The organism is Pseudomonas sp. PDM16, assembly GCF_014851865.1.
GTDB lineage: Bacteria > Pseudomonadota > Gammaproteobacteria > Pseudomonadales > Pseudomonadaceae > Aquipseudomonas.
In genome coordinates this window covers 193,670-216,405 of sequence record NZ_JACVAM010000001.1, presented here as the reverse complement: position 1 = coordinate 216,405, position 22,736 = coordinate 193,670, and the positions used below count along the sequence as shown (strand labels likewise).

20 protein-coding genes and 1 pseudogene are annotated in these 22,736 nt (G+C 65.7%); 15 read left to right on the top strand and 6 right to left on the bottom strand.

The annotated features are described in order from the left end of the window. Positions 1 to 13 precede the first annotated feature (13 nt). Positions 14 to 1,009 (bottom strand): ArsR/SmtB family transcription factor, encoded by a 996-nt coding sequence (locus tag IB234_RS01000; protein ID WP_192312513.1) that lies wholly within the window; start codon positions 1,007 to 1,009, stop codon positions 14 to 16. A 194-nt stretch (positions 1,010 to 1,203) separates the two neighbouring features. Here IB234_RS01000 and cptA point away from each other — a divergent pair, with 194 nt between their 5' ends. The 11 genes and pseudogenes from cptA to IB234_RS24285 all read left to right on the top strand — a co-directional run bounded on the left by cptA (position 1,204) and on the right by IB234_RS24285 (position 15,667). Further along, on the top strand, positions 1,204 to 2,976 hold the full coding sequence (gene cptA / locus IB234_RS00995) for a phosphoethanolamine transferase CptA (protein WP_192312511.1): 1,773 nt from the start codon (positions 1,204 to 1,206) through the stop codon (positions 2,974 to 2,976). A gap of 169 nt (positions 2,977 to 3,145) precedes the next feature. Beyond that, a complete protein-coding gene (locus IB234_RS00990; protein ID WP_225580199.1) occupies positions 3,146 to 5,083 on the top strand; it encodes an autotransporter domain-containing SGNH/GDSL hydrolase family protein in 1,938 nt (645 codons plus the stop codon). A 133-nt stretch (positions 5,084 to 5,216) separates the two neighbouring features. After that, entirely contained in the window at positions 5,217 to 5,723 is a 507-nt protein-coding gene (locus IB234_RS00985; protein ID WP_192312509.1) for a sigma-70 family RNA polymerase sigma factor, read from the top strand. Further along, entirely contained in the window at positions 5,720 to 6,670 is a 951-nt protein-coding gene (locus IB234_RS00980) for a FecR domain-containing protein (RefSeq protein ID WP_192312508.1), read from the top strand. The genes IB234_RS00985 and IB234_RS00980 overlap by 4 nt, the downstream gene beginning before the upstream one ends. A 98-nt stretch (positions 6,671 to 6,768) precedes the next feature. Next, positions 6,769 to 9,195, top strand: coding sequence for a TonB-dependent receptor (locus IB234_RS00975; RefSeq protein ID WP_192312506.1), 2,427 nt, complete (start codon positions 6,769 to 6,771; stop codon positions 9,193 to 9,195). A 15-nt stretch (positions 9,196 to 9,210) separates the two neighbouring features. Next, on the top strand, positions 9,211 to 10,362 hold the full coding sequence (locus tag IB234_RS00970; protein ID WP_192312504.1) for a PepSY-associated TM helix domain-containing protein: 1,152 nt from the start codon (positions 9,211 to 9,213) through the stop codon (positions 10,360 to 10,362). Beyond that, positions 10,359 to 10,547, top strand: a complete 189-nt coding sequence (locus IB234_RS00965) for a hypothetical protein (RefSeq protein WP_192312502.1) — start codon at positions 10,359 to 10,361, stop codon at positions 10,545 to 10,547. Before IB234_RS00970 ends, IB234_RS00965 begins: the two co-directional genes overlap by 4 nt. Before the next feature lies 1 nt (position 10,548). Next, a complete protein-coding gene (locus IB234_RS00960) occupies positions 10,549 to 11,766 on the top strand; it encodes an MFS transporter (RefSeq protein WP_225580197.1) in 1,218 nt (405 codons plus the stop codon). Beyond that, positions 11,763 to 13,412, top strand: a complete 1,650-nt coding sequence (locus IB234_RS00955; RefSeq protein ID WP_192312500.1) for an alpha/beta hydrolase family protein — start codon at positions 11,763 to 11,765, stop codon at positions 13,410 to 13,412. The genes IB234_RS00960 and IB234_RS00955 overlap by 4 nt, the downstream gene beginning before the upstream one ends. Positions 13,413 to 13,606: 194 nt before the next feature. Further along, a pseudogene (locus tag IB234_RS24290) lies at positions 13,607 to 14,806 on the top strand (HAMP domain-containing protein); the annotation flags it as partial. A 6-nt stretch (positions 14,807 to 14,812) separates the two neighbouring features. Continuing rightward, entirely contained in the window at positions 14,813 to 15,667 is an 855-nt protein-coding gene (locus IB234_RS24285) for a methyl-accepting chemotaxis protein (RefSeq protein WP_412547895.1), read from the top strand. 42 nt (positions 15,668 to 15,709) lie between these two features. On the opposite strand, the gene IB234_RS00945 is transcribed toward IB234_RS24285, so the two are convergent. Both IB234_RS00945 and IB234_RS00940 read right to left on the bottom strand, forming a co-directional pair. Further along, the gene (locus tag IB234_RS00945; RefSeq protein WP_192312497.1) at positions 15,710 to 16,108 is read right to left on the bottom strand and encodes a YkgJ family cysteine cluster protein; all 399 of its coding nucleotides are present in this window, start codon (positions 16,106 to 16,108) and stop codon (positions 15,710 to 15,712) included. Between the two features lie 297 nt (positions 16,109 to 16,405). After that, positions 16,406 to 17,299: a LysR family transcriptional regulator gene (locus IB234_RS00940; RefSeq protein WP_192312496.1), complete on the bottom strand. Its 894-nt coding sequence runs from the start codon at positions 17,297 to 17,299 to the stop codon at positions 16,406 to 16,408. Between the two features lie 123 nt (positions 17,300 to 17,422). Between IB234_RS00940 and IB234_RS00935 the strand changes: the two genes are divergently transcribed. From IB234_RS00935 to IB234_RS00920, 4 genes are read left to right on the top strand one after another with little or no spacing between them, the layout of a single operon-like run. Next, the gene (locus IB234_RS00935) at positions 17,423 to 18,121 is read left to right on the top strand and encodes an MOSC domain-containing protein (protein ID WP_192312495.1); all 699 of its coding nucleotides are present in this window, start codon (positions 17,423 to 17,425) and stop codon (positions 18,119 to 18,121) included. Then, positions 18,118 to 18,354, top strand: a complete 237-nt coding sequence (locus tag IB234_RS00930) for a hypothetical protein (RefSeq protein WP_192312494.1) — start codon at positions 18,118 to 18,120, stop codon at positions 18,352 to 18,354. Before IB234_RS00935 ends, IB234_RS00930 begins: the two co-directional genes overlap by 4 nt. Then, positions 18,347 to 19,543 carry an aminotransferase class III-fold pyridoxal phosphate-dependent enzyme gene (locus IB234_RS00925; RefSeq protein WP_192312493.1) on the top strand — a complete coding sequence of 399 codons (1,197 nt, stop codon included), beginning with the start codon at positions 18,347 to 18,349 and terminating at the stop codon, positions 19,541 to 19,543. Before IB234_RS00930 ends, IB234_RS00925 begins: the two co-directional genes overlap by 8 nt. Beyond that, positions 19,543 to 20,250 (top strand): type 1 glutamine amidotransferase, encoded by a 708-nt coding sequence (locus IB234_RS00920; RefSeq protein ID WP_192312492.1) that lies wholly within the window; start codon positions 19,543 to 19,545, stop codon positions 20,248 to 20,250. Before IB234_RS00925 ends, IB234_RS00920 begins: the two co-directional genes overlap by 1 nt. A 57-nt stretch (positions 20,251 to 20,307) precedes the next feature. Here the strand turns inward: IB234_RS00920 and IB234_RS00915 are convergent, their stop codons facing one another. The 3 genes from IB234_RS00915 to IB234_RS00905 form a co-directional block, all read right to left on the bottom strand. Beyond that, on the bottom strand, positions 20,308 to 21,288 hold the full coding sequence (locus tag IB234_RS00915; protein WP_192312490.1) for an alpha/beta hydrolase: 981 nt from the start codon (positions 21,286 to 21,288) through the stop codon (positions 20,308 to 20,310). Between the two features lie 152 nt (positions 21,289 to 21,440). Then, the gene (locus tag IB234_RS00910; protein ID WP_192312488.1) at positions 21,441 to 21,608 is read right to left on the bottom strand and encodes a hypothetical protein; all 168 of its coding nucleotides are present in this window, start codon (positions 21,606 to 21,608) and stop codon (positions 21,441 to 21,443) included. Then, a complete protein-coding gene (locus IB234_RS00905) occupies positions 21,605 to 22,732 on the bottom strand; it encodes a PepSY-associated TM helix domain-containing protein (RefSeq protein ID WP_192312486.1) in 1,128 nt (375 codons plus the stop codon). The genes IB234_RS00910 and IB234_RS00905 overlap by 4 nt, the downstream gene beginning before the upstream one ends. Positions 22,733 to 22,736: the final 4 nt, after the last annotated feature.

Genomic DNA, 22,736 nt, shown 5'->3' with positions numbered 1-22,736 from the left:
TTCAAAATCCTATTCATACCTGGGTTTGCTTCGCATCCGGCTTGGCGAAGTGCCGTACCTGAATCTGAAAGCCGTTCTTGAGGCCCACATAGAGGCTCTCGCCGGGCGTGAGCCCCGCGGCATCGGCCCAACGGGCCAGATCTTCCTGTTCGAAGCCGAGCCAGAGATCGCCGCAGGCCGTCCTGGCCCAACTCTGGTCATGGCTGCACAACTCGGTTATCAGCAAGCTGCCGCGTGGGTTTACCAGGCGGGCCAGCTGTTTCAGCGCTTCGGCCGGGGCGGCGAAATGGTGCAGGACCATGTTCACCACCACGCAGTCGGCGGCGCCGAGCTCGTCGTTCAGGGCATCGGCAAGCAGTAGCTCGACATTGCCCAGTTGTTCTTGATTACAGCGTTGGCGGGCCAGTTCCAGCATCGCCTCGCTGTTGTCCAGCGCCACCACATGGGCGAAGCGCCGCGCCAGCTCCGGCAGAAAACCGCCGTCACCGGGGCCGACTTCCAGCGCGGTGCTGCCCGCGGCGAAGCCCAGCGCATCGAGCAGGGCCAGCACGCTGTCGCGGTACTGCGGCAGGCCGGCGATCAGGTCTTGCTGGGCCTGGAACTTGTCCGCCGTCTTGGCGAAAAAGTCGCGGCTGGCCGCGGCGCGCTGCCCATGCACAGCGGCAATGCGCGCCTCGACGTCGGCCGGCAGCTGCAGTTCGTCGACCTCCGCCAGCAGCGCCCCGTGCAGGGTGCCGCCGAGCAGCTCGCTGTGCGGCAGGGCGCGGCGGTAGAAGATCGCATTGCCTTCTCGGCGGGTGGCCACCAGGCCGGCCTGGGCCAGCACCTTGAGGTGGTGGCTCATGCCTGATTGGCCGATGGCGAAGATCTGCGCCAGTTCCAGCACGCCGAACGAATCGTTGGCCAGTGCGCGCAGCACGTTCAGGCGCAGCGGATCGCCGCCGGCCTTGCACAGGGCGGCGAGCTCGTCGGCTGGCTCGAAATGGAGCTGAGAGGCGCGCATGTTCATAGAGGCGGCAGTCTAGTCGGTCACTTTTCATCCAGCAACAGCTATATCAAAAAGTTTTGATATAGCTGTTGCTGGATGCTGTGCTGTGACACGAAAAGGGCGGGCATGGCCTTCTCTGATGCGTTTTGACGAAGTTTTCACGCCCAAGTCGGCAGCGTGGCGGACCAAACTTCCCGCTTCGCCTCGAGGCCGCAATGACAAACGCGCAAAGCGCCGGTGCTTCTCGCTTCGGGATCGGCAGGATCGACTGGGCCGGCCTCGGCTGGGCTTTCCTGTTCTTTTGGTACTTCTCGGGTGTGACCCAGGCGCTGATCTACGCCAGCGACAGTGCCGGATTCTCCGGGCTGCGCCAGTCGCTGGTGCTCAGCCTGCTATGGCTGGTTCCTCTGCTGCTGCTCCCGGCGCGAGCGCGCCTGCTGGCAGCATTGATCGGTGTACCTCTGTGGCTCTGCTCGCTGGCAGGCTTCGGCTATTTCCTGATCTACGGCCAGGAATTCTCGCAGAGCGTCATCTTCATTCTCTTCGAATCCAACGTCAGCGAGGGCACCGAGTACCTGGCGCAATACTTCGCCTGGTGGATGGTGCCGGCGTTCTTGGCCTACGGAATGGGCGCGTGGCTGTTATGGCGCAAAGTGCGCCCGGTGTACCTGCCCAAGCCGGTGGCGCTGCTCGCCTCGTTTTTCCTGCTGTTCTCGTCGATCGGTTATCCGGCGCTGCGCCAGTTCAGCAAGCATGACGACCCACAAGTGGCTCTGGAGAACTTCGAGGAGCGCATCGAGCCGGCTACGCCTTGGCAGCTGGTGGTCGGTTATCGCCAGTACAGTGCGCAACTGGCCAACATGCAGGCGTTGCTGGAAGGTCGCCAGCGCATCGCGCCGCTGACCGACCTGACCGACGCCCATGCCGATCAGCCGTCGACCTTGGTGCTGGTCATCGGCGAGTCGACCAACCGCCAGCGCATGAGTCTGTATGGCTATGATCGCCCGACCACGCCGGAGCTGGACAAGCTGCGCGACCAGCTGCAGGTATTCACCGGTGCTGTCACGCCGCGGCCGTACACCATCGAGGCGCTGCAGCAGGTACTGACCTTCGCCGATCAGAACAATCCCGATGCCTACCTGGATACGCCCTCGCTGGTCAGCGTGATGAAACAGGCCGGCTACAAGACCTACTGGATCACCAACCAGCAGACCATCACCAAACGCAACACCATGCTCACCACCTTCTCCAAGCAGGCGGACGAGCAGTTCTACCTGAACAACAACCGTGAGCAGAATGCCCGCCAGTACGACGGCGATGTGCTCGATCCGTTCGCCAAGGTGCTGGCCGAGGATGCGCCGCGCAAGTTCATCGTGGTCCACCTGCTCGGCACCCACATGAGCTACCAGTACCGATACCCTTCTGAGTACGAGCGCTTCACCGATCGACAGGGCGTCCCGGAGCATGTCAGCGATGACCAACTGCCGACCTACAACGCCTACGACAATGCGGTGCTGTACAACGACTTCGTCGTCTCCAGCCTGATCAAGCGCTTCTCCGCCACCGACCCCAACGGCTTCCTGCTCTATCTTTCCGATCACGGCGAGGCGGTGTTCGACGCGCCCAAGGCCGAGGTGCTGGGGCGCAACGAGGCGGCGCCGACCGGACCGATGTACACCATTCCCTTCATCCTGTGGAATTCGCCGAAGTGGCAGGCCCGGCAGCCGCGCGATTTCAGTCTGGCGCTGGGGCGGCCGTTCAGCAGCTCCAGCCTGATACACACCTGGGCGGACCTGGCCGGGCTCGACTTCGCCGAGCGCGACCGCAGCCGCAGCCTGGTGAGCGCAGACTTCAAGCCGCGCCCACTGTTGATCGGCAACCCGCAACAGCCGCAGAACCTGATCGATTTCAGCCTGATCAAGCCCAAGGCGGTCGACAGCGAGCTGGCCCAGCAGGAGCCGCGCAAGAGCCGCGCTCAGCCGCTCTAGCTTCAGCGTCATCCCTCGTTGGTACGAGCGCCGCACGATGGAGTAATCCGTCGCGCGGCGTTTCAGTCTTAGGAGGGAAATTGCGCGGAGCGATCGTGCGTTTCCGTGCCCTCGTCCCCTAAAGTCCCTCGCCGCTTGCCCATCACAACAAGAACAAGGGACATGGATCATGAAGCGAGTACTGAATCCGCTGGCCTTCGCCTGCCTGCTGGCCAGCATCGGGCCGGCCCAGGCGGGCGCCTACAGTGGCATGGTAGTGTTCGGCGATAGCCTGAGCGACGCCGGCCAGCGCCCAGAGGCCGGCGCGCCGAGCAATCCGGTGCGCCACACCAATCGTGTGGGGCCCGGCTTCGGACTGGGCGAGGCCTACGGCTACACCTCGCCAATGCTGATCAATCAGCAGTTGGGCCTGGCTCCGCAGGTCGCCTCGACCAACGCCATGCGTGCGCTCGATGGCCAGGCCGACGGGAACAACTGGGCGGTCGGCGGCTATCGGACCGAACAGGTCTACGACTCCATCACCAGCGTGTTCGATCCGCTCACCGGTATCGGTGGCTCCCAGGTGCGTGCCGGGCTGAACTACAGCGATCCGCTGATTCGCCAGCGTGATGGCTACCTGGTGCACCTGCGCAACAGCGGTCTGGGTGTGGACCCGAACACCCTTTTCTACCTCAACGGTGGCGGCAACGACTTCCTCCAGGGGCTGATCGTCGACGATCCCAGTGCGCGCGCCGCCGCAGGCCGGCTGGCCGCTGGCGTACGCGCCCTGCAGGCTGCGGGAGGACGCTATTTCATGGTGCCGCTGCTGGTGGACGTGGCCAGCCCGGTCACCGGTGGTGTGGTCAACACCGCCCAGGTGCCGCTGGCTCAGGCGTTCAACGCCGAACTGGCGGCGCAGCTGGGCGCGGTCCATGCCGAGGTCATCCCGCTCAACGTACCGCTGCTCTATCGCGAGGTGCTGGCCAATCCCGCGGCCTTCGGTTTCGACCCGACGCAAAACCTGCTTGGCACCTGCTTCTCCGGTTGTGGTGGAGGGGTCAACCCGATCCATGGCCTGGGCAGCGCCACACCTGATCCGGACCGGCTGATCTATGCCGACTACGTGCACCCGACCACGGCCATGCAGCAGATCCTCGCCGACCAGGGCTATTCGATCCTGGCTGCGCCGTGGGAGCTGAGCCTGCTGCCCCAGGCCGCGGAGTCGGCATTGCGTGACAGTCAGGATCGCCAGCGCCAGCAATGGCTGGGTGATGCAGGCGCCTGGCAGGCTGCAGGTCGCTGGCGTGGCTTTGCCGATGGCAGCGTGCGCCGCGCCGACCTGGACGGCAGCGACACCAGTGCTGCCGGCGACGCCAGCGGCAAGGCCTTGAACTTCGGTGGTAGCTATCGCCTGAGCGAGCTTTGGCGCCTCGGTGCAGTGCTGAGTGTGCAAGAGCAGGACCTGCAGCTGGGCCCGCGCGACTCCGACTATGGCCTGCGTAGCTATCTAGCCAACGCTTTCGTCCAGTATGACGACGGCCTGTTCTGGGGGGACGCGAGCCTGAGCGTGGGCTATCTGGACTACCGGGACCTTGAGCGGCGCTTTGCCTTGGGCCAGACCACCCGAACCGAGCGTGGCGATACCGACGGCCGCCTGTTGGCATTGGGCGGGCGCCTGGGTGTTGAGTTGGACCTGGGCACCCCGCGCATGAGCCTGCGCCCCTTCTTCAGTGCCGATGTGGCGCGCATCGAGGTCGATGGCTACCGCGAGGATGGTTCCAGCTCCACCGCGTTGACCTACGACGACCAGACCCGCGACTCACGGCGTCTGGGGCTAGGACTGCAAGGGCGCTTCCGGCTGGCCGAGGATGCCGAACTGTTCGGCGAGCTCGCTCAGGAACGGGAGTTCGAGGATGAACAGGGCGAGGTCGACATGCGCTTGAACAGCGTGACCGGTGTCGGCTTCAGTCTCGAAGGGGCGGAGCGTGAGAAGGATCTGACCCGTCTGACCGTGGGAGTGCGCCAGCGCCTGGCTGCGGATATGGCCCTGCAGATCGGCTATGACTACCGCAGAGCCGGGGACGACGATCAGCATGGCATTGGCTTGAATCTGTCGTTGGATTGGTAGACCTGATTCGGGCACGGGGCGGCTGTCGCTTCGTGCTCGACTGAGGGAAGACTCTTGTGGGTAGCGTTTTGCCTGGATAATATGAGAAGCATTCTCAAATAAAGCCGGGCGCCACCGGCAAGGCGAGCGCCCCATGTCCGCGGCCGATACTTCCGTTCAAGACGCGGTGAGTCATCTCTATCGCAACCATCACAGCTGGCTGTTCGGCTGGCTGCGCAGCCGGCTGGGCTGTGCCGAAAATGCCGCCGACCTGACCCAGGACACCTTCGCCCGTCTGCTGGCATCACGTCGGGTGCTCGAAGCGCGAGAGCCACGCGCCTATCTGAGCACTGTGGCCAAGGGGCTGCTGATCAACTGGTACCAGCGGCAGTCCCTGGAGCGTGCCTACCTGGATGCCCTGGCGGTGCTGCCGGATGAGCTGGCGCCGCCGCCCGAGCAACGCCTGCTGGTGCTGGAGACCCTGCATGAGATCGATGCCATGCTCGACAGCCTGCCCGAGCGGGTGCGCCGCACCTTCCTGCTGTCGCAACTCGAAGGCATGAAGTACGAAGCCATCGCCGTCGAACTCGGCGTCTCGCTGGGTTCGGTCAAACGCTACATGCAGCAGGCGTTCCGCCAGTGTCTGGAGCTGATGGCATGAGTGGGCAGGCACCTATCGCCCCGGCGATTCTCGACGAGGCAGCCGCCTGGCTGATGCAGCTGCACTGCGGCGAGCAGACCGAGGCCGACCGCCAGGCCTGCGCGCGCTGGCGTCAGCTCAGCAGCGAACATGCTCAGGCGTGGGAGCGAGCCGAGCGGCTACTGGCGCGTCTCGGTGGTTTGCCGCCGGAACTGGCCATGTCGGCTCTGGGGCGTGACCGTGGCCAGGGGCGGCGGCGCGCACTCAAGCAACTGGCGATGCTGGCCGGTGCCACGCCGTTCGCATGGGTCGCCTGGAGACAGCAACCCTGGCAGCCTTGGTTGGCCGACCGCAGCACGGCAGTCGGCGAACTGCACGAGAGCGAACTGCCGGATGGTAGCCAGCTGATGCTGAACACCGACAGCGCCATCGATCTGCGCTTCGATGCCGAGCGCCGTCGCCTGCACCTGCTGCGTGGTGAGCTGCTGCTGAGTGTGCGCGATGATGCACGGCCCTTCGGTGTGGCGGTCGCTGCCGGCACCCTGCTGACCCGTGAAGCGCGCTTCAGCCTGCGTGAGCGCGGCGACCAGGCGCACCTGGTGGTGCTCGAGGGCTCGGTGCGCGTGGTGCCGCGCGAGGGTGGTGCGGTGCGTGTCGAGGCAGGAAATCAGGGGGTCTTCGATAGCCGTGCCGTCGGTCCTCTGAGCGTTGCCGACGGTACCGCGGTGTCCTGGTCGCGCGGCATGCTGATGGCTGATCGCATGCCGCTGGCCGAGTTCGTGACCGAGCTGGGGCGCTACCGCCGCGGCGTGCTCCGAGTCGCGCCCGAACTGGCTGAGCTGGCGGTCTCCGGTGCTTTTCCGGTGCGTGACCGGGATCGTTCGCTGGCGATGCTGGAGGCGACCTACAGCCTGCGTGTACGCCGCCTGACCAGTTACTGGATCAGCCTGGAGCCGATGTACGGGTGAAAGAAATCACACCAGGGGTGAGACCTTTTTCGATCTCGCCTGGCAAGGACAGCAAATCCGTCCATTGCCAAGGCCTCAGGGCCAGAGGAACACTCCGCATGTCCGTTTCGCGCGCGCTCCTGCCTCGTGTCACCGCTCGTTCGCTTCGTCTCGCTGTACGCCACGCCGCTCTTTCGCTGGCCCTGGCTGGCGCGGCCCAGCCGCTGCTGGCGGCCGACGAAGCGCGTAGCTACGAGATCCCGTCCGGACCGCTGGGACGTGCGCTGGCCACCTTCGCCAGCGAGGCGGGCGTATCGCTGTCGTTCGATCCGGCATTGACCGATGGCCTGCAGAGTCCGGGTCTCACCGGCAGCTACTCCTCGGTCGAGGGGCTCAATCGCCTGCTTGGCGGCAATCGCCTACAGCTGCAACGCCGCGATGACGGCAGCTACACCCTGGTCCGCCTGGCCGATGATGCGGGCGCCGTGGAATTGCCGACATCGCAGGTGACGGGGCGCCAGATGGCCGTGGGCGACCTGCCTGATGAATACGCCGGCGGCCAGGTCGCCCGTGGCGGCCGGCTCGGTGTTCTCGGCAACACCGACCTGATGGATGCGCCGTTCAGTATTACCAGCTATACCGCGCAGACCATTCGCAACCAGCAGGCGCGCAGTGTTGCCGACGTGCTGGCCAATGAGCCGTCGGCGCAGATCGGCAGTGCCCGCACCAATCTCAACGAAGACTTCTCCCTGCGCGGCTTCCCGGTGGCCAGCGCCGACGTGGCCATCAACGGCATGTATGGCCTGGCTCCGCATTTCCGGGTGCCGGTGGAGATGGCCGAGCGGGTCGAGGTGGTCAAGGGGCCGAGTGCGATGCTCAACGGCATGGCTCCGAGTGGGGCCATCGGTGGCGCGGTCAACCTGGTGACCAAGCGCGCCGGCGCCGAGCCGCTGACGCGGGTCGGCGTCAGCTACCTGTCCGACTCGGTACTTGGTACCGAGGTCGATCTCGGTCGCCGCTTCGGCGAGAACAGTGAGTTCGGCGTGCGCTTCAACGGTGCCTACCGTGATGGAGATACTGCGATTGACAGGCAGTCTCAGGAGGGCCGTCTCGGCTCCTTCGGCCTCGACTACGCCGGCGAGCGCCTGCGGCTGTCCGCCGACTACATCTACCAGCGCGAGGACATCGACAATGTGGTTCGGCAGTTCTCGGTGGGGGCTGGTGTCACGGACATTCCCGATGCGCCGGACAACGATCTCAACTACCCGGGCTACGGCTATTCGCAGATGCAGGACCGCATCGTCATCCTGCGTGGCGAATACGATCTGAACGATTGGCTGACCGCCTATGCCGGTTATGGTGATCGCCGTAGCGAAATGGATGCCCTGGCCGGGAACGTCTCGCTGTTGAACGATGCGGGCGACTTCGCCTCGAGCCCCGCCTGGCAGGTCTTCGACGTTTCCTCGCACTCCGCCGAGGCCGGGTTGCGCAGCGTGTTCAACACCGGTGCCGTGCAGCACAGCCTCAGCTTCGGCGCTACCCGTGTGGTGCAGCACTCCGACATCTTCTTCGATTTCTCTTCCTTCGGCGGCGCGCGTCTCTCCAATCTCTACGATCCTGTCTACACCGGTACGCCGAGTACCGATGGCATCGCCAAGCACGCTGAGAAATACAATGGCGCGACTCTGACCAGCTACGCCCTGGCCGACACGCTGTCGTTCGACAACGGTCGCTACGAGCTGACTCTCGGCGCGCGTCAGCAACGGGTCGAGGCGCAGAACTATGTGATGAACATCGGCACGCCGGCAGGCGAAGGTTACGACGAGCAGGAGCTGACGCCTCTGGTCGGCGTGGTCTTCAAACCCTGGGAGAACATCTCGCTGTATGCCAACTACATCGAGGGCCTGAGCCAGGGGGAAACTGCACCGACCGACACCAGCGTCAGCAACCCTGGCGAGATGCTGGCGCCCTACGTCTCCAAGCAGAAGGAGATCGGGGTCAAGGGTGAGTGGGCTGGCTTCGGTGCAGCCCTGGCTGCCTTCCAGATCGAACGCCCGAGCAGTGTGGTGGAGGGTGGCCGGTTCAGTGACGGCGGCGAGCAGCGCAACCGCGGACTGGAGCTGAGCCTGTTCGGCGAAGTGGCTCAGGGCCTGCGCGTGCTTGGCGGTGCTACCTATACCCAGGCCAAGCTGACCAGCACGCAGGGCGGCATCAACGACGGCAACGATGCCATCGGCGTGCCCCGCAAGCAGTTCAATCTGGGTGGCGAATGGGATCTCGGTGCCGTTCCCGGCCTGACCCTCACCGCGCGTACAATCTACACCGGCGAGCAATACGTCGATCAGGCCAACCAACTGACCATTCCGGACTGGGTGCGCGTCGATGTCGGCGCTCGCTACAGCTTCGAGTCGCTGGGCACGCCTGTCGTCGTGCGCGCCAATCTGGACAACCTGTTCGACGAGGACTACTGGGGTACCTCGACTGCCGGCTACCTGTACCTGGGTGCCGGCCGTACCCTGCAGCTCTCGGCGAGCGTGGACTTCTAATAAAACGAGCTGAACATGACCGCCCGAGCCTTGCGTAACTGGTACCTGGTCCACAAGTGGACCAGCCTGATCTCCACCATCTTCCTGCTGATGTTGTGCCTGACGGGGTTGCCGCTGATCTTCCACGAGGAGATCGAGCATTACTTCGAACCGCACCCGGAGCTGGGTGAGCTCAGCGCTGATGCGCCGCGTATCGACTACGACAAGGTCATCGCCGGCGCACTGGCAGCGCGCCCCGGCGAGGTGGTGCGCTTCGTCGGCTTCGATCCGGAGGAGCCGCTCGGTGCGGTGTTCACTGCGCCGACCCTGGTGCCGCCGCCGCTGGATGCCTATGCCCAGCCGTTCGATACGCGCACCGGCAAGCTGTTCCCGCCGGAGCCGCCGGACGATGGCTTCATGAACCTGATGCTGCGCCTGCATACCGACATGTTCCTCGGCCTGCCCGGCTACCTGTTCCTCGGCTTCATGGGCCTGTTGCTGGTGGCCTCGTTGGTGTCGGGCGTGGTGGTCTATACGCCGTTCATGCGCAAGTTGGATTTCGCCACCGTGCGTACCGCGCGCAGCAGTCGCCTGAAGTGGCTGGACCTGCACAACGTGCTCGGCATCGTCACCTTGGCCTGGGTGCTGGTGGTCGGCGTCACCGGGGTGATCAACACCCTGGCGCTGCCGATTCTCGGCCTGTGGCAGAACGGCCAGTTGGCCGAGATGACCGCGCCGTACAAGGACTTGCCGCCGCTGACCGAGCTCGGCTCGCTACACAAGGCGCTGGAGACTGCGCAGGCGGCTGCACCGGACATGAAGCCGAGCTTCGTCGCCTACCCCGGCACCGATTTCAGCAGCCAGCACCACTACGCGGTGTTCATGCGTGGTAACACGCCGCTCACCGCGCGCCTGCTCAAGCCGGCGCTGGTCGATGCCACGACCGGCGAGCTGACCGACATGCGTGAGATGCCGATGTATGTCCAGACGCTGCTGATTTCGCAGCCGCTGCACTTTGGTGATTACGGCGGCCTGCCGCTGAAGATCATCTGGGCGTTGCTCGACATCATCGCCATCATTGTCCTGGGCAGTGGCCTGTACCTGTGGCTCGGGAGACGCAAAGCGCCACTGGAGAAGCGTCTGGAGGAGCTGGATGCAGGTGGTCTCGTCGTGGAGGGCAAGGCATGAGACGCGGACTCTGGATGATCTTCCGCTGGCCGTTGCTGCTGGCGGTGCTGAGCCTGTTCGGCCTGATCTCGGCGCTGGTCGGCGACGAGGTCTACGACCTGCTGTCCTGGCTTTCCCTGGGCATACCGCTGGTGCTGCTCGGCTGGGTCTGGTGGCGCATGCCGCGCCGCACGCGGGAACGCTGAGATGAGCGACGTGGCGGCCATGCCGGGTACACCTGCGCCGCCACGTTTCAACATGCTGCCGCTGGTTTTCGAGACCTTCGCCTGCACGCTGGCGATGATGTCCTTCGTCGCCCTGATCGGGCCTATTTCCAGGGTGCTGGACCTGGCACCCTGGCAGGCCGGCGTCACTGTCACGGTAGGCGGCATCGCCTGGGTGCTGCTGGCCCGTGTCTGGGGGGCGGCGAGCGACCGCCACGGTCGCCGCGTCATCCTGCTGCGCGGGCTGGGAGGCTTCGTACTGTCCTACCTGGCGTTGTGCCTGTTCGTGGTACTCGCGCTGCGCTGGTTGCCGCCGGCCTGGCTGGCCTTTGCCGGCGTGGTGGTGCTGCGCGGTATCGCCGGCGGCTTCTACGCGGCGGTGCCGACCACGGGCGCCGCACTGGTCGCCGACCACGTCGAGCCGCAGCAGCGTGCACGGGCGCTTGCCGGGCTCGGTGCTTCCAGCGCGGTTGGCATGGTGGTCGGGCCGGGGCTTGCCGGCCTGCTCGCCGTCCATGGTCTGGAGTTGCCGCTGATCGTGACGGCCGTGCTGCCGTTGGTGGCGCTGCTGGTGATGTGGCGCTGGCTGCCGCGCGATGAGCGCCCGCAGGTGCAGGATGCACCTCCCCTGCGCTTGCGTGACGCCCGGCTGCGCCGCCCGCTGGTGCTGGGCTTCGCGGCCATGTTCAGCGTCACCATTGCTCAGGTCGCGGTGGGGTTCTTCGCGCTCGACCAGCTACGGCTGGAGGCTACCGAGGCGGCGCGCGCGGCCGGCATCGCCCTGACTTCCGTCGGCGTGGCGCTGATCCTCGCGCAGTTGCTGTTGCGCCAGCTGAACTGGCCGCCTCAGCGGCTGATCCGCGTCGGTGGTCTGATTTCGGCCCTGGGGTTCGCCGCGGTGATCTTCGCCACCAGCGCACCGCTGCTATGGGCGGCGTACTTCGTTGCGGCCGCCGGCATGGGCTGGGTGTTCCCCTCGGTTTCGGCCCTGGCGGCGAACGCGGTGGAAGCCCATGAGCAGGGCGCGACCGCCGGCACCCTGGCGGCTTCCCACGGCGTGGGCATGATCGTCGGGCCGCTGGCCGGCACCCTGGTCTACGAACTCCACCCCGGCGCGCCCTTCGTGCTCATCGCGGCCTTGCTGGTGCTGTGCGTGCTCTGGCCGGAGCGTACACCTGCCGCGCAAGAGCACGCCCTGTGATCGCCAGCGACATTTTCCTGCTTGGCGCACTGGCGCTGTTCCTGCTCGCCTGGTGCTGGCCCGGGCTGCCGCGACGCAGCGCGTTGCTGTGGTTGAGTGCGAATGTGGTGGTCACCAGCGGCGGTTATGGGGTCTTCGTGGACCGCTGGCAGGCGGGCGGTGGTTTGCTGCTTGGCCTGCTGTGGCTGGTAGTGCTGTTCTTCAGCGGACGGCGGCAGGGGGGGCGAAGAAGCGGAGTGCCTTATCTTTCCGCGCTGGTGTTCGTGATGCTGGCCGCCGTCGCCGTAGCGCCGATCTATCTGTTTCCGGTGGATCGTCTGCCGCCGCCCAGCGGATTACACGCAGTCGGCGTGCGCGACTTCGAACTGGTCGATGCTCAGCGCCGTGGCGTGCTGGGCGCGCCTGCTGATGCACCGAGGCGCCTGCTGGTGCGCGTCTGGTATCCGGCCAAGCCGACTACTGGCGCAGAGCCCAGGCCTTACTTCACGGCAGCGGAGGCCGGCAGCACTGCGCGTGGTTTCGGCACGCTGCTCGGCTTCCCGCCGTTGCTCAGCCATCTGCGCCACATCACCAGCAATGCCTACGAGGACGCCCCTGTAGCCACCTCGGACGGCAAGCTGCCGGTGGTTTTTTTCAGTCATGGCTACGCCAGCTATACGGCTGCCAACTCGGCGCTGATGGAGGATCTGGCCAGTCACGGCTATGCGGTTTATTCCGTGCAGCACAGCGGCGACGCTTCGCCGACCCTGTTGCCCGACGGCGAGGTCGTGCCGATGGACCCCGGTTTGGTCGAGCACATGCACCATGTGTTCGGCGCAGGTCTGCCGGAGGTGATGGTGCGAGGTTACTCGTCCGCCGATCTGGATGAACGCCTCGATGGTCAGTTACGCACCGCGCTGGAGATTCCGCCGCCGGGCAGTCGTGGCATCGCCCTCAGCGCACCGGTATGGCTGGCCGATCGCCTGTTCGTACACGACAGGCTGCAGGTCGGTACGGTGCCGGCCAGTGTCGCCGACCTGGTGGCTGCCAGCGATTTCACTCGCACCGGCGAGATGGGCATGTCCTTCGGTGGTTCGACCGCAGGTGCGGTCTGTATGGTTGACAGCCGTTGTGCGGCGGCGATCAACCTGGATGGCGGCGACTTTCACTTCCTCGCCTTTGGGGACGAGTTGCCGGTGCCGCTGCTGATGTTTCATGCGGATCTCGACGGCTTCTATCGGATGCTGGGTGTGGAACCGCAGGGGCCGTTGTACGGCTTCAACGATTTTTCCTACGAGCGCTTCGAGCAGGCGGGGGCACGGAGCGACATCTACCGCCCGGTGATGAAGGGCTCGGTGCACGCGGGTTTCACCGACAATGGCCTGCTGCTGCGCGGACCGCTGCGGGACGCGTTGGCTGGCACGGCGCCGAATGAGGTGCTGATCGGGGCGGCCAACGCCTTCGTTCTCGGCTTCCTCGACCGTCACCTGCGCGGCCGCGACAACGGTTTTCCGCAGGCACAGTACCGGCAGTACGCCGACTGGATTGCGCCGCATGATACTTCGGCCGTGCGTCGCTGGTGGCTGGCCAAGCCTCAGTCCGAGCGGGAGGTGATCGGGCAGCGCCTGCAGGTGCTGCCACGGGTCGAGCACCGCCCGGCGAGATGACGTCTTTTTGCACCTTGATGGCGCAATGCCTTCTATCGTTTAACTCATGAAGTCGGCGAGGCTTCGGATATCTAAGGTCTCTGCCGAGTCGTCGCGCCCGCGACGCTGATGGATGGCTTCGAAGTAGCGAAGGCGTGGCGCGGCATTTGCTAGTCCAAGCGCTTCGCAGTTTCGTCCGATTCAGGAGTTCGACGATGAATGCGCTGTTGCTGCCCGGAGTCAACGCACTCGAGAAATTCAGCTTCGCCCGCAAGTTCCAGTTACTGGCGCTGCTGTTCATCCTGCCGCTGGCCTATGCGGCGTGGTCCATCGGCGACAATTATCTGGGCAAGCTCAGGGTCGTCGACGACGAGCACTCCGGGGTACTGCAGCTGCAGGCCTTGGATCGCGTCGAGCAGGTGCTGGTGCGTCAGCGCAACCTGACTGCCCGTTGGAAATCCACCGAGCGCAATCGTGAAGCATCGGCCGAGACCCAGGCCGCGATGTCCCGTCTGCAGCAGAGCGAAGCCGAACTGGACCAGACCCTGGATGACCTGCAGAAGATGCTGGTCGCCGAAGGCGCCAGCGAGCCCGCACAAGCCAGCCTGCGTACCCTGCAGGGCCAGCGCGATGGCCTGCGTGCCCAGACTCTGGGCAGCGTTGGCTGGTGGCCTGATGCCTATGATCGTTTCACGCTGAGCCTGCAGCAGCTCGGCGCCCTGCGCGAGCAGATCGCCACCGAGAGCGGGCTGATCCTTGACCCCTGGCTGGAAACCTACCTGCTGATGCAGCTGGCCACCGAGGATTCGCCGCGTTTGCAGCAGCGTCTGGGCGTGCTCGCCAGCGTCGGCCAGGGGGCGGTGGCGGCCGGCCAGTTCAGCCTGCAGAGCCGCCTGCAGTTGCGTGAGATCCGCACCGCAGCCGGTGAGTCGCGCCAGCAACTGACCAAGCTCGGCGAGCGTCTGGAAAGCGAGTTGCCCAAGTCGCTCTCGGCATGGAGACAGACCTATGCCCAGAGCCTGGCCGGCCTGGACGACTGGCTCAAGCAGCTGGATCAGAAGATGTACGGTGATGCAGGTATCCAGCTCGACGTGGCGGCGTTCGAGCAGGGTATGGATGCGGCCCAGGGCCATATCGAGGCGCTGCAGCGCGCCACCCTGGACGCACTGGACACCCGGCTCGGCCAGTACCGGGCCAAGGCCCTGCGCGCACTGGTCATCACCCTCGGCGCCTTCGGCGTGCTGGTGGCGCTGGCGCTGTATGCCCTGGTCTGCCTGCAGGCCTCGATCCGCGGCAGCAGCTGGCGTATCACCTCGCTGGCGCAGTCCCTGCGCGACGGCGACCTGCGTCGGCATGTCACCGTGCACGGTAACGACGAGCTGGCGCTGATCGGTGCCGCACTGAACGACGCCGTGGCGCAGATGCGCGGTTCGCTGCAGGGCGTGAACCGCGAAAGTGCGGAGCTGAGCGACACCGTGGTCACTCTCAGCGAGCAGGCCCAGTCAGCCCTGCGTGCCGTGGAACAGCAACAGCAGCAGGTCAGCCAGATCGCCGCCGCCGCCACGCAGATGGCCGCCACCGCGCAGAGCGTGGCGGAAAACTGCGAAATGGCCGCCCAGGATGCGACCCAGACCCGCCACATTGCCGAGCAGAGCAATCAGCGCAGCCAGCAGACCACTGCCAGCATGCGCCAACTCACCACGCGCCTGGGGGACACCGCTGCCGCTCTCAGCGAGTTGCGCGAGCAGGCCCAGCAGATCGACCGAGTGGTGGTAGTGATCAAGGGCATCGCCGAGCAGACCAACCTGCTGGCGCTCAACGCCGCCATCGAGGCGGCGCGGGCGGGTGAGCAGGGAAGGGGCTTCGCCGTGGTCGCCGACGAAGTGCGTTCGCTGTCGCAGCGCACCCAGGAGTCGACCCGCGAGATCAGCGCCACGGTCGAGACCCTGCAGCGCGTGGTGCTGCAATCGGTGGGGCTGATGCAGACCGCCTGCAGCCAGGCCGAGGTCGACGCTGGCTCGGTCACCGAACTGGGCGATCACCTGGGCGAAATCGCCGGCGCCGTGCAGCGGGTCAGCGACATGATCGCGCAGATCGCCACTGCCGTTGAACAGCAGGCCGCCACGGCCGAGGAGGTCAGCGGCAACATCCAGCAGGTCGACCAGGCTGCCTCCGATCTGCTGCACGGTGCCCAGGCCGTGCATGGTGTTGCCGATCGTCTCAGCGAAGGCAGCCGGGCCCTGGTGCAGAACACCGCGCACTTTCATCTGAGCTGAGCATTGGGCGGCTGCATACCGCCGCTAGCAGGTGACTCAGGATCAGCCCTGTTTCGGGCGCCAGGCGCAATAGCCCGGGCGCGGACCGATGCGGGGATGGTTGCGGCAGGTGTCCGGCCGCTTGTCATAGACAGTGCAGAGACGGGTCTTGCGGTCCAGGTACATGCAGTCGCCATTGCTCATGCGCGTCAGAGTGAAGATGCCGGACTTCTGGTTGAAGCGCTCGACCAGGCCATCCTTCTGCAGCCGCTTGGCAATGTTCTTCGGCGGCTCGCCACGTTCGAACTCGTCGACCACGCCGATACGGATCAGGTCGACGATGCGGACTTCTACCGGCATGGTGCAACAGGTGGACATGCAACTGGTGCACATGTCCTTGTTGTATTTGGTCCAGGTTTCGACGCGGTCGATTTCCGCGGCGGCGATCAGTTGCGGTCTCATTTCAGGCTCGATGGCGCGGGGCGCAGGCAATCAGGCGCGCGATGATAACGGCCGTGCCGACTTTGTGAACCCCTTCCCGCTCGGCGGCCTTGTAATCTTTGGCTTACACAGCGTGCTGGCGAAGGCTGCTATCAGCATGCCATCAGTCAGATTAATCTTGCTTTCAAGGACTTAGCGCAGGAAGCGCACGAAAAGAACAGGGACATGAGGGAGTGTTCGCCAGGAGGGCGCACCGACCACGGATGTCAGGAACCAGTCTGCAGAACCCCGCGCAAGCGGGGTTTTTTCTTTTCTGCATCATCCATTTCCCTTTACCACCTCGCTCAGCAGCTTGCTCAGCAGGTCCAGTGTCGGCTGCTGGCGCTGTGCATCGCGGAATACCAGGCCGACCTTGAGCGGCACGCGCGGTTCGCTGATCGGCTTCCACAGCAATCCCTGATTCGCATGCAGTTGGCGCGCGCGGCCCGGCAGCACGGTGGCCAGGCCGGCCGAGTGCGGCAGGCTGTCGAGGATGCCACTCATATGGTTGAGTTCGGCCTGCACATGCGGACGGCGGCCGAGCAGGGCCAGTTGCTCCTGCCAGATCTGCCGCACGCGGAACTCCTCGCCGAGCAGCAGCATGGGCTGCTCCGCCGCCTGGGCCAGCGACACCTTCCTGAATTCGCGCAGCGCATGCTCTGGCGGCACCACCAGCTGTAGCTCGTCTTCGTACAGCTCCAGGCTATGCAGGCCGGGCTGGCGCGGCGGCAGGAAGCCGATACCGATGTCCAGGCTGCCGCTGAGCAGGCGTCTTTCGATGTCCAGGCCGGACAATTCATAGATCTGTACTACCAGCTGCGGCTGGGCGGCGCGGAGCTTTTCCAGCAGATGCGGCACCAGGCTGGCGTTGACCGTCTGCAGCACGCCGATGGCCAGGCTGCGTGGGGCGCGGCCGCGGAAGCCGCGCAGGGCATCGCGGGCTCGTTCCAGGCCATCGAGCAACGGCAGGGCGTGGCTGTACAGGGTATGGGCGGCGAGGGTCGGCAGCAGGCGTTTGCCGCTGCGCTGGAACAGCGCCACTTCGAGGTTCTGTTCCAGCTGGCGGATCTGCTGCGACAGCGCCGGCTGCGACAGGCTCAGGCGCTCGGCGGCGCGACCGACATGACCTTCTTCGTAGAGGGCGACGAAGTAGCGCAACTGGCGAAAGTCCACGGGACCTACCTCAATTATCAATAACTTCAGCTTATCAATGATGCTGGGAAATCGAAATGTCGTCTCGTCCACGCCATCCCTATCATTGCTGCATCGACAGCCGCGACAAGGGTGGCGGAGAAAATGATCAAGGCAGAGGTGGCGGGGTTATTCATAGGAAAAGCCATGGATGAAGGTCGTGGCTATGTCAGTGCGCTGGACAAGCTGCCGGTGAGCACCGAGGTATGGCTCGGCCCGCTGGGGCTTGAGGGCGACCAGCAGGGCGACAGTCGCCACCACGGCGGCCCCGAGCGCGCCCTGCACCTCTATCCATCCGAACACTACGCGCAGTGGCGCCAGCGTTACCCGCAACGCGACTGGCAACAGCCGGCCTTCGGCGAGAATTTGTCCAGCCGTGGCCTGCTGGAGAGCCAGGTGTGCATCGGCGACATCTTCCGCTGGGGGGACGCCTTGTTGCAGGTCAGTCAGCCACGCTCGCCCTGCTACCGCCTGGCCGAGCGCTGGGAGCTGCCAGGACTGGCGCTGGAGATGCAGAACAACGGTCTGTGCGGCTGGTTCTTCCGCGTGCTGCGCCCAGGCTGGGTCAGCGCCGCGCAGCCGTTGGAGCTGGTGCAGCGTAGCCACCCTGGTCTGAGCGTGGCCCAGGCCATTCGCAGCTATTTCCAGTTCCCGCTGGAGCGTGGTGGCTTGCAGCAACTGCTGGCCTGCGAATCCTTGTCCGAGCGCTGGCGCCATAGCGCCGCGCGACGCCTGTCCAGCGGCCAGCTGGAAGACTGGCGCAACCGTCTGGAGGGCCCGGCCAGGCCGGCGCTGATTGCATGAACGACTACCTGATCCAGCTGCATCGCGATGGCTGTCTGTGGGCCGAGCTGACGGTCGCTGGTGCCCGCTTGAATGAGGTGCGCAGCGAGCTGTGGAGCCGTTTCCCAACTGCCGAAGGCTTCAGCCTGCGCGTGCAGCAGCGCAAGGAGCAACGCCGCATCGTCGAATGCGGTCCCGACGGCATTCGCCTGCTTGGTGTGCAGTACCAGTATCTGGAGTACGAAGATGCGTGATGACTGGTCTCGCGACCGCCTGATGAACACCGTGCAGCGCCCGGAGCAGCTGTTCGTGCGCGGCCAGGGCTCCTGGCTGTGGGACGCCGACGGCCGCTCCTACCTGGATTTCACCCAGGGCTGGGCGGTCAACAGCCTGGGCCACAGTCCGGTGGCGCTGGTGCGGGCGCTGCAGCGCCAGGCCAGCCAACTGATCAATCCCGGCCCGGCCTACTACAACAGCGGCATGCTCGAACTGGCCGCACGCCTATGCCAGGCCACCGGCAGCGACCAGGCCTACTTCCTCAACAGCGGGGCCGAGGCCAACGAGGGCGCGATCAAGCTGGCGCGCAAGTGGGGCCAGCTGCACAAGGGCGGTGCCTACCGCATGGTTACTGCCGCCAACAGCTTCCACGGGCGCACCTTCGGCGCCATGTCCGCCTCCGGCAAGCCGGCCTTCCAGGCGCTGTACGAGCCCAAGGTGCCGGGTTTCACCAAGGTGCCCTACAACGACCTGGCGGCCCTCGACGCGGCGCTGGACGACGACGTGGTGGCGCTGATGCTCGAGCCGGTGCAGGGCGAAGCTGGCGTGTTGCCCGCCGAACTGGACTACCTGCAGGGCGCCGAGCGGCTGTGCCGCGAGCGCGGCATCCTGCTGATCCTCGATGAGGTACAGACCGGCATCGGCCGCTGCGGCAGCCTGCTGGCCGAGGAGCTGTATGGCGTGCGTGCCGACGTGATCACCCTGGGCAAGGGGTTGGGCGGTGGCGTGCCGTTGGCAGCCCTGCTGGCGCGCGGCAATGCCTGTTGCTTCGAGCCGGGCGAGCAGGGCGGCACCTACCATGGCAACGCATTGATGACCGCCGCCGGCCTGGCGGTGCTGGATACCGTGCTGGAGCCAGGCCTGTTGGAGCAGGTGCGTGCCACCGGCCAGCAATTGCGTGATGGCTTGGCAAGGGTTGGTCGCCGCTTCGGCGCTGGTGTGCCACGCGGTCATGGACTGTTGCTCGGATTGCCGCTGGCTGAGCACAACGCCGCCCAGGTGGCCCGCGCGGCGCTGGGCGAAGGCCTGTTGATCAACGCCCCGCAACCCGGCGTGCTGCGCTTTTCCCCGGCGCTGACGGTCAGCCCGGGCAATATCGAGGAAATGCTGCGGCGCCTGCACCGGGCGCTGGAGAGAGCGCGCCGGCCGGCGCAGGAGGTGGTGTGATGCGCGTATCCATCTTGCAGCACGTGGCGTTCGAGGGGCCGGCGCAGATCGGCCAGTGGCTGGATCAGCGCAATCTGCTGGCACGGGTACATCACCTGTATGCCGGTGATGCGCTGCCGGCGCTCGACGACTTCGACCTGCTGGTGGTCATGGGCGGGCCGATGAGCGTGCACGACGAGGCCGAGCATCCCTGGCTGGTGGCCGAGAAATACCTGCTGCGCGCGTCGCTCGAAGCTGGCAAGCGGGTGCTGGGCATCTGCCTCGGCGGCCAGTTGCTGGCCGAGGCGCTGGGCGGCGAGGTGCGGCTGGCCGACACGGCGGAGATCGGCTGGCACCTGATCGAACAACATGCCGAGGCCTGCCAGTCGCCGCTCGGGCGCATGCTGCCGCAGCGGCTGATGGCCATGCACTGGCATGGCGAGACCTTCAGCCTGCCGGCCGGTGCCATCCCGCTCTATCACTCGGCGGCCTGCGCGATGCAGGGCTTTGTCTGGAACGAGCGCGCCGTGGCGCTGCAATGTCATCTGGAAAGCAGCCCGGAGAGCATCGAGCAACTGCTAGCCGCCTGCCCACAAGATCTGCAACGCCCTGGTGCGGTGCAGGACGCCGCCACCATCCAGGCCGGTAGCGCCCACTGCGCCTCGCTCAAGTCCAGCCTGTTCCGTCTGCTCGACTACCTCAGCGGGCCCCACGCCCATCTGACCTGATTCGCGCTTGTCACCCTGCGCTTGGCCCCACTCCCGGGGCCCTTTTTTGTCCGTGGTTCAGGCGGCGCTGTCGTGCAGGATGGTGGTGCGGCGGAACTCGTCCTGCGGGAACACCCGGCCGCTGACCAGGCACTCGAACAGGTGGTCGAACACCACGCCGGGAATGCCCTTGATACGGCCGCTGCGGAAGTACGAGTGGCCCTTGGGGAAGTCATACAGGGTGTTGATGTCGTCGCAGTCCACCGCGTAGACGTTCTGCGGTGTCAGCTCCAGGTTCTCCGGCCCGCTGTGGCCGAGGCGGCGCGAGGCGATGCGGTTCTTCAGGTTGGCTGCCTTGCTGCTGCGCAGGGCCATGTCGTCGGAGGCGTAGTACACCACCACGTTGCGCGAGGCGTGGGAGATCAGCTCGCCGCGCTGGCCACGGTGGATCGACTCGTTCTCGATGTCGGCTGCCACCAGGAAGGTGTTGCGGAACAGCATCGGCACGCCGTTGGCCAGGTCGTAGCGATCCCATTCGCAGAGGGTCTCGCGCAACACGCGGTTGCCCATGGAGTGGGCCAGCACATTGATGCGCTTTAGGCAGCTGGCCTGGCCGGCTTCCTCGCGCTCCTTGCGCCAGGCGAGGAAGAAGCACAGGGCGCGAGCCAGGGACACGGCGCTGTAGTCGGCGGATTTCTGATCGTCCCAGTAGTCCTGGACGATGCCTTTATCGTTGTCGCAGGGCCAGATCACCGGCACCACCAGCACCTCATCCTTACTGCGCTGGTTGCACAGGTCCTGGAATTCGTCGACGGCGGCGAACACGTCGTCGGGCAGGTTGGAGTAGCCGTGGATGTACAGCAGGATCTGCCGCTGCTTGGCCTCCTGCAGGCGGCCCAGAAAGGCCTGGCTGCCTAGCTCAACGAGCTTCTTCTTGCTCTGCCGTTCGCAGAAGAACACCGAGTTGCTTGGCGCGTTGTTGTCCAGGTCGAAGGCGAAGGGGCGGTCGATCTCACTCTTGATCGAGCCTTTGGGAAAACGATTGGTGATGAACAGCATGGCGATGCTCCCTGGCTGTTGGCGTCGATGCCGCGAATACGGCGGTGGCGGCAGAACAGCGAGGGAGAAGGGACTGACAGCGGTGCACTCCTGTGCTTCCGATCTCTGCCTTCTCTCACGTTAGGCTGGCGTTGCGCTTTCGCCAGTTCTTTTCAGCGGCGCAGCAGTGGCCAGACGCCGAGCACGGCCGGCAGGCCCAGGCCGAGCCAGGCCAGGGCATCCCAGGGGCCGTCGCCGAGCAGCGCGGCGAACAGGCCAACGGCGCTGAGCACGCCAATCAGCGTGGGAATGGCGAAGGTCGATTCGCGCCAGCGCTTCATGCCGCTACCTCGTCACGCAGAGCAGCGCGCGGTGCACGACGGCGTACCCACCAGAGGTACAGGCCGCTACCGAGGACGATGATCGTCAGCACGTCGAGCACTGCCCAGAGGATCTGCATCGGCCGGCCGCCGTAGTCGCCGAAGTGCAGCGGCTGCGACATGGCCAGGGCATCCATGTACCAGGGACGGCTGGCCACGGCAGTGACCTGCAGGGTCTTGGCGTCGATCAGCACCGGCGTCCACAGGTGCGAGGTCAAGTGCGTGCTGCCCTTCATGAACACCGAGTAGTGGTGCTCGCTGGAGAAGCGTGTGCCGGGGAAGGCGATGAAGTCCGGCTGCATGCCGGGCGCGGCTTGCTGGGCGATGTCCAGCAGGCGCGTGGCCGGGGCACGTTCGGTGAGCGGCGGGGCGTCGCGGTAGGGCGCAACCATGGCCGTCAGGGTGTCGTTGCGCCAGGCGCTGATCAGCAGGTCGGCGCAGGCGCTGATCACCCCGGTGATGCCCACGGTCAGCGCCCAGACCAGGGTGACGATGCCAATCAGGTTGTGCAGGTCGAGCCAGCGCAGGCGCGTGGACTTGTGCTGGCGCACGGTGCCGAAATCCAGCCGGCGCATGAACGGCGAATAGAGCACCACGCCGGAGATGATCGCGACGACGAAGAGAATGCCCATAAAGGCCAGCAGCAGCTTGCCGGGCAGGCCGGCGAACATGTCCACGTGCAGGCGCAGCATCAGCATCATGAAGCCGCCATTGGCCGCCGGCATCTCTACCGCCTCGCCAGTGCGCGCATCGAGCATGAAGGTGTGAGAGGAGTTGGGCTCGGTGCCGGCGGTGGCGGCCATGATGGTCACCACGCCGTTGGGCTCGTCGTCTTCCCAGCCGAGGTACTGCACCACCTCGCCGGGGCGATGGCGCTCGCCGGCCTCGACCAGTTGCTGCAGGTCCAGACGCGGTGCGTCAGGCGCCATCTCGCGCAGCTCCGGCGCTTCGCCCAGCAGGTGTTCGATCTCGTGATGGAAGATCAGCGGCAGGCCGGTGAGCGCCAGCAGGAACAGGAACAGCGTGCACACCAGGCTGGTCCAGGTGTGGACGGCGGACCAGCGGCGGATGGTGGTGGAGCGCATGGTG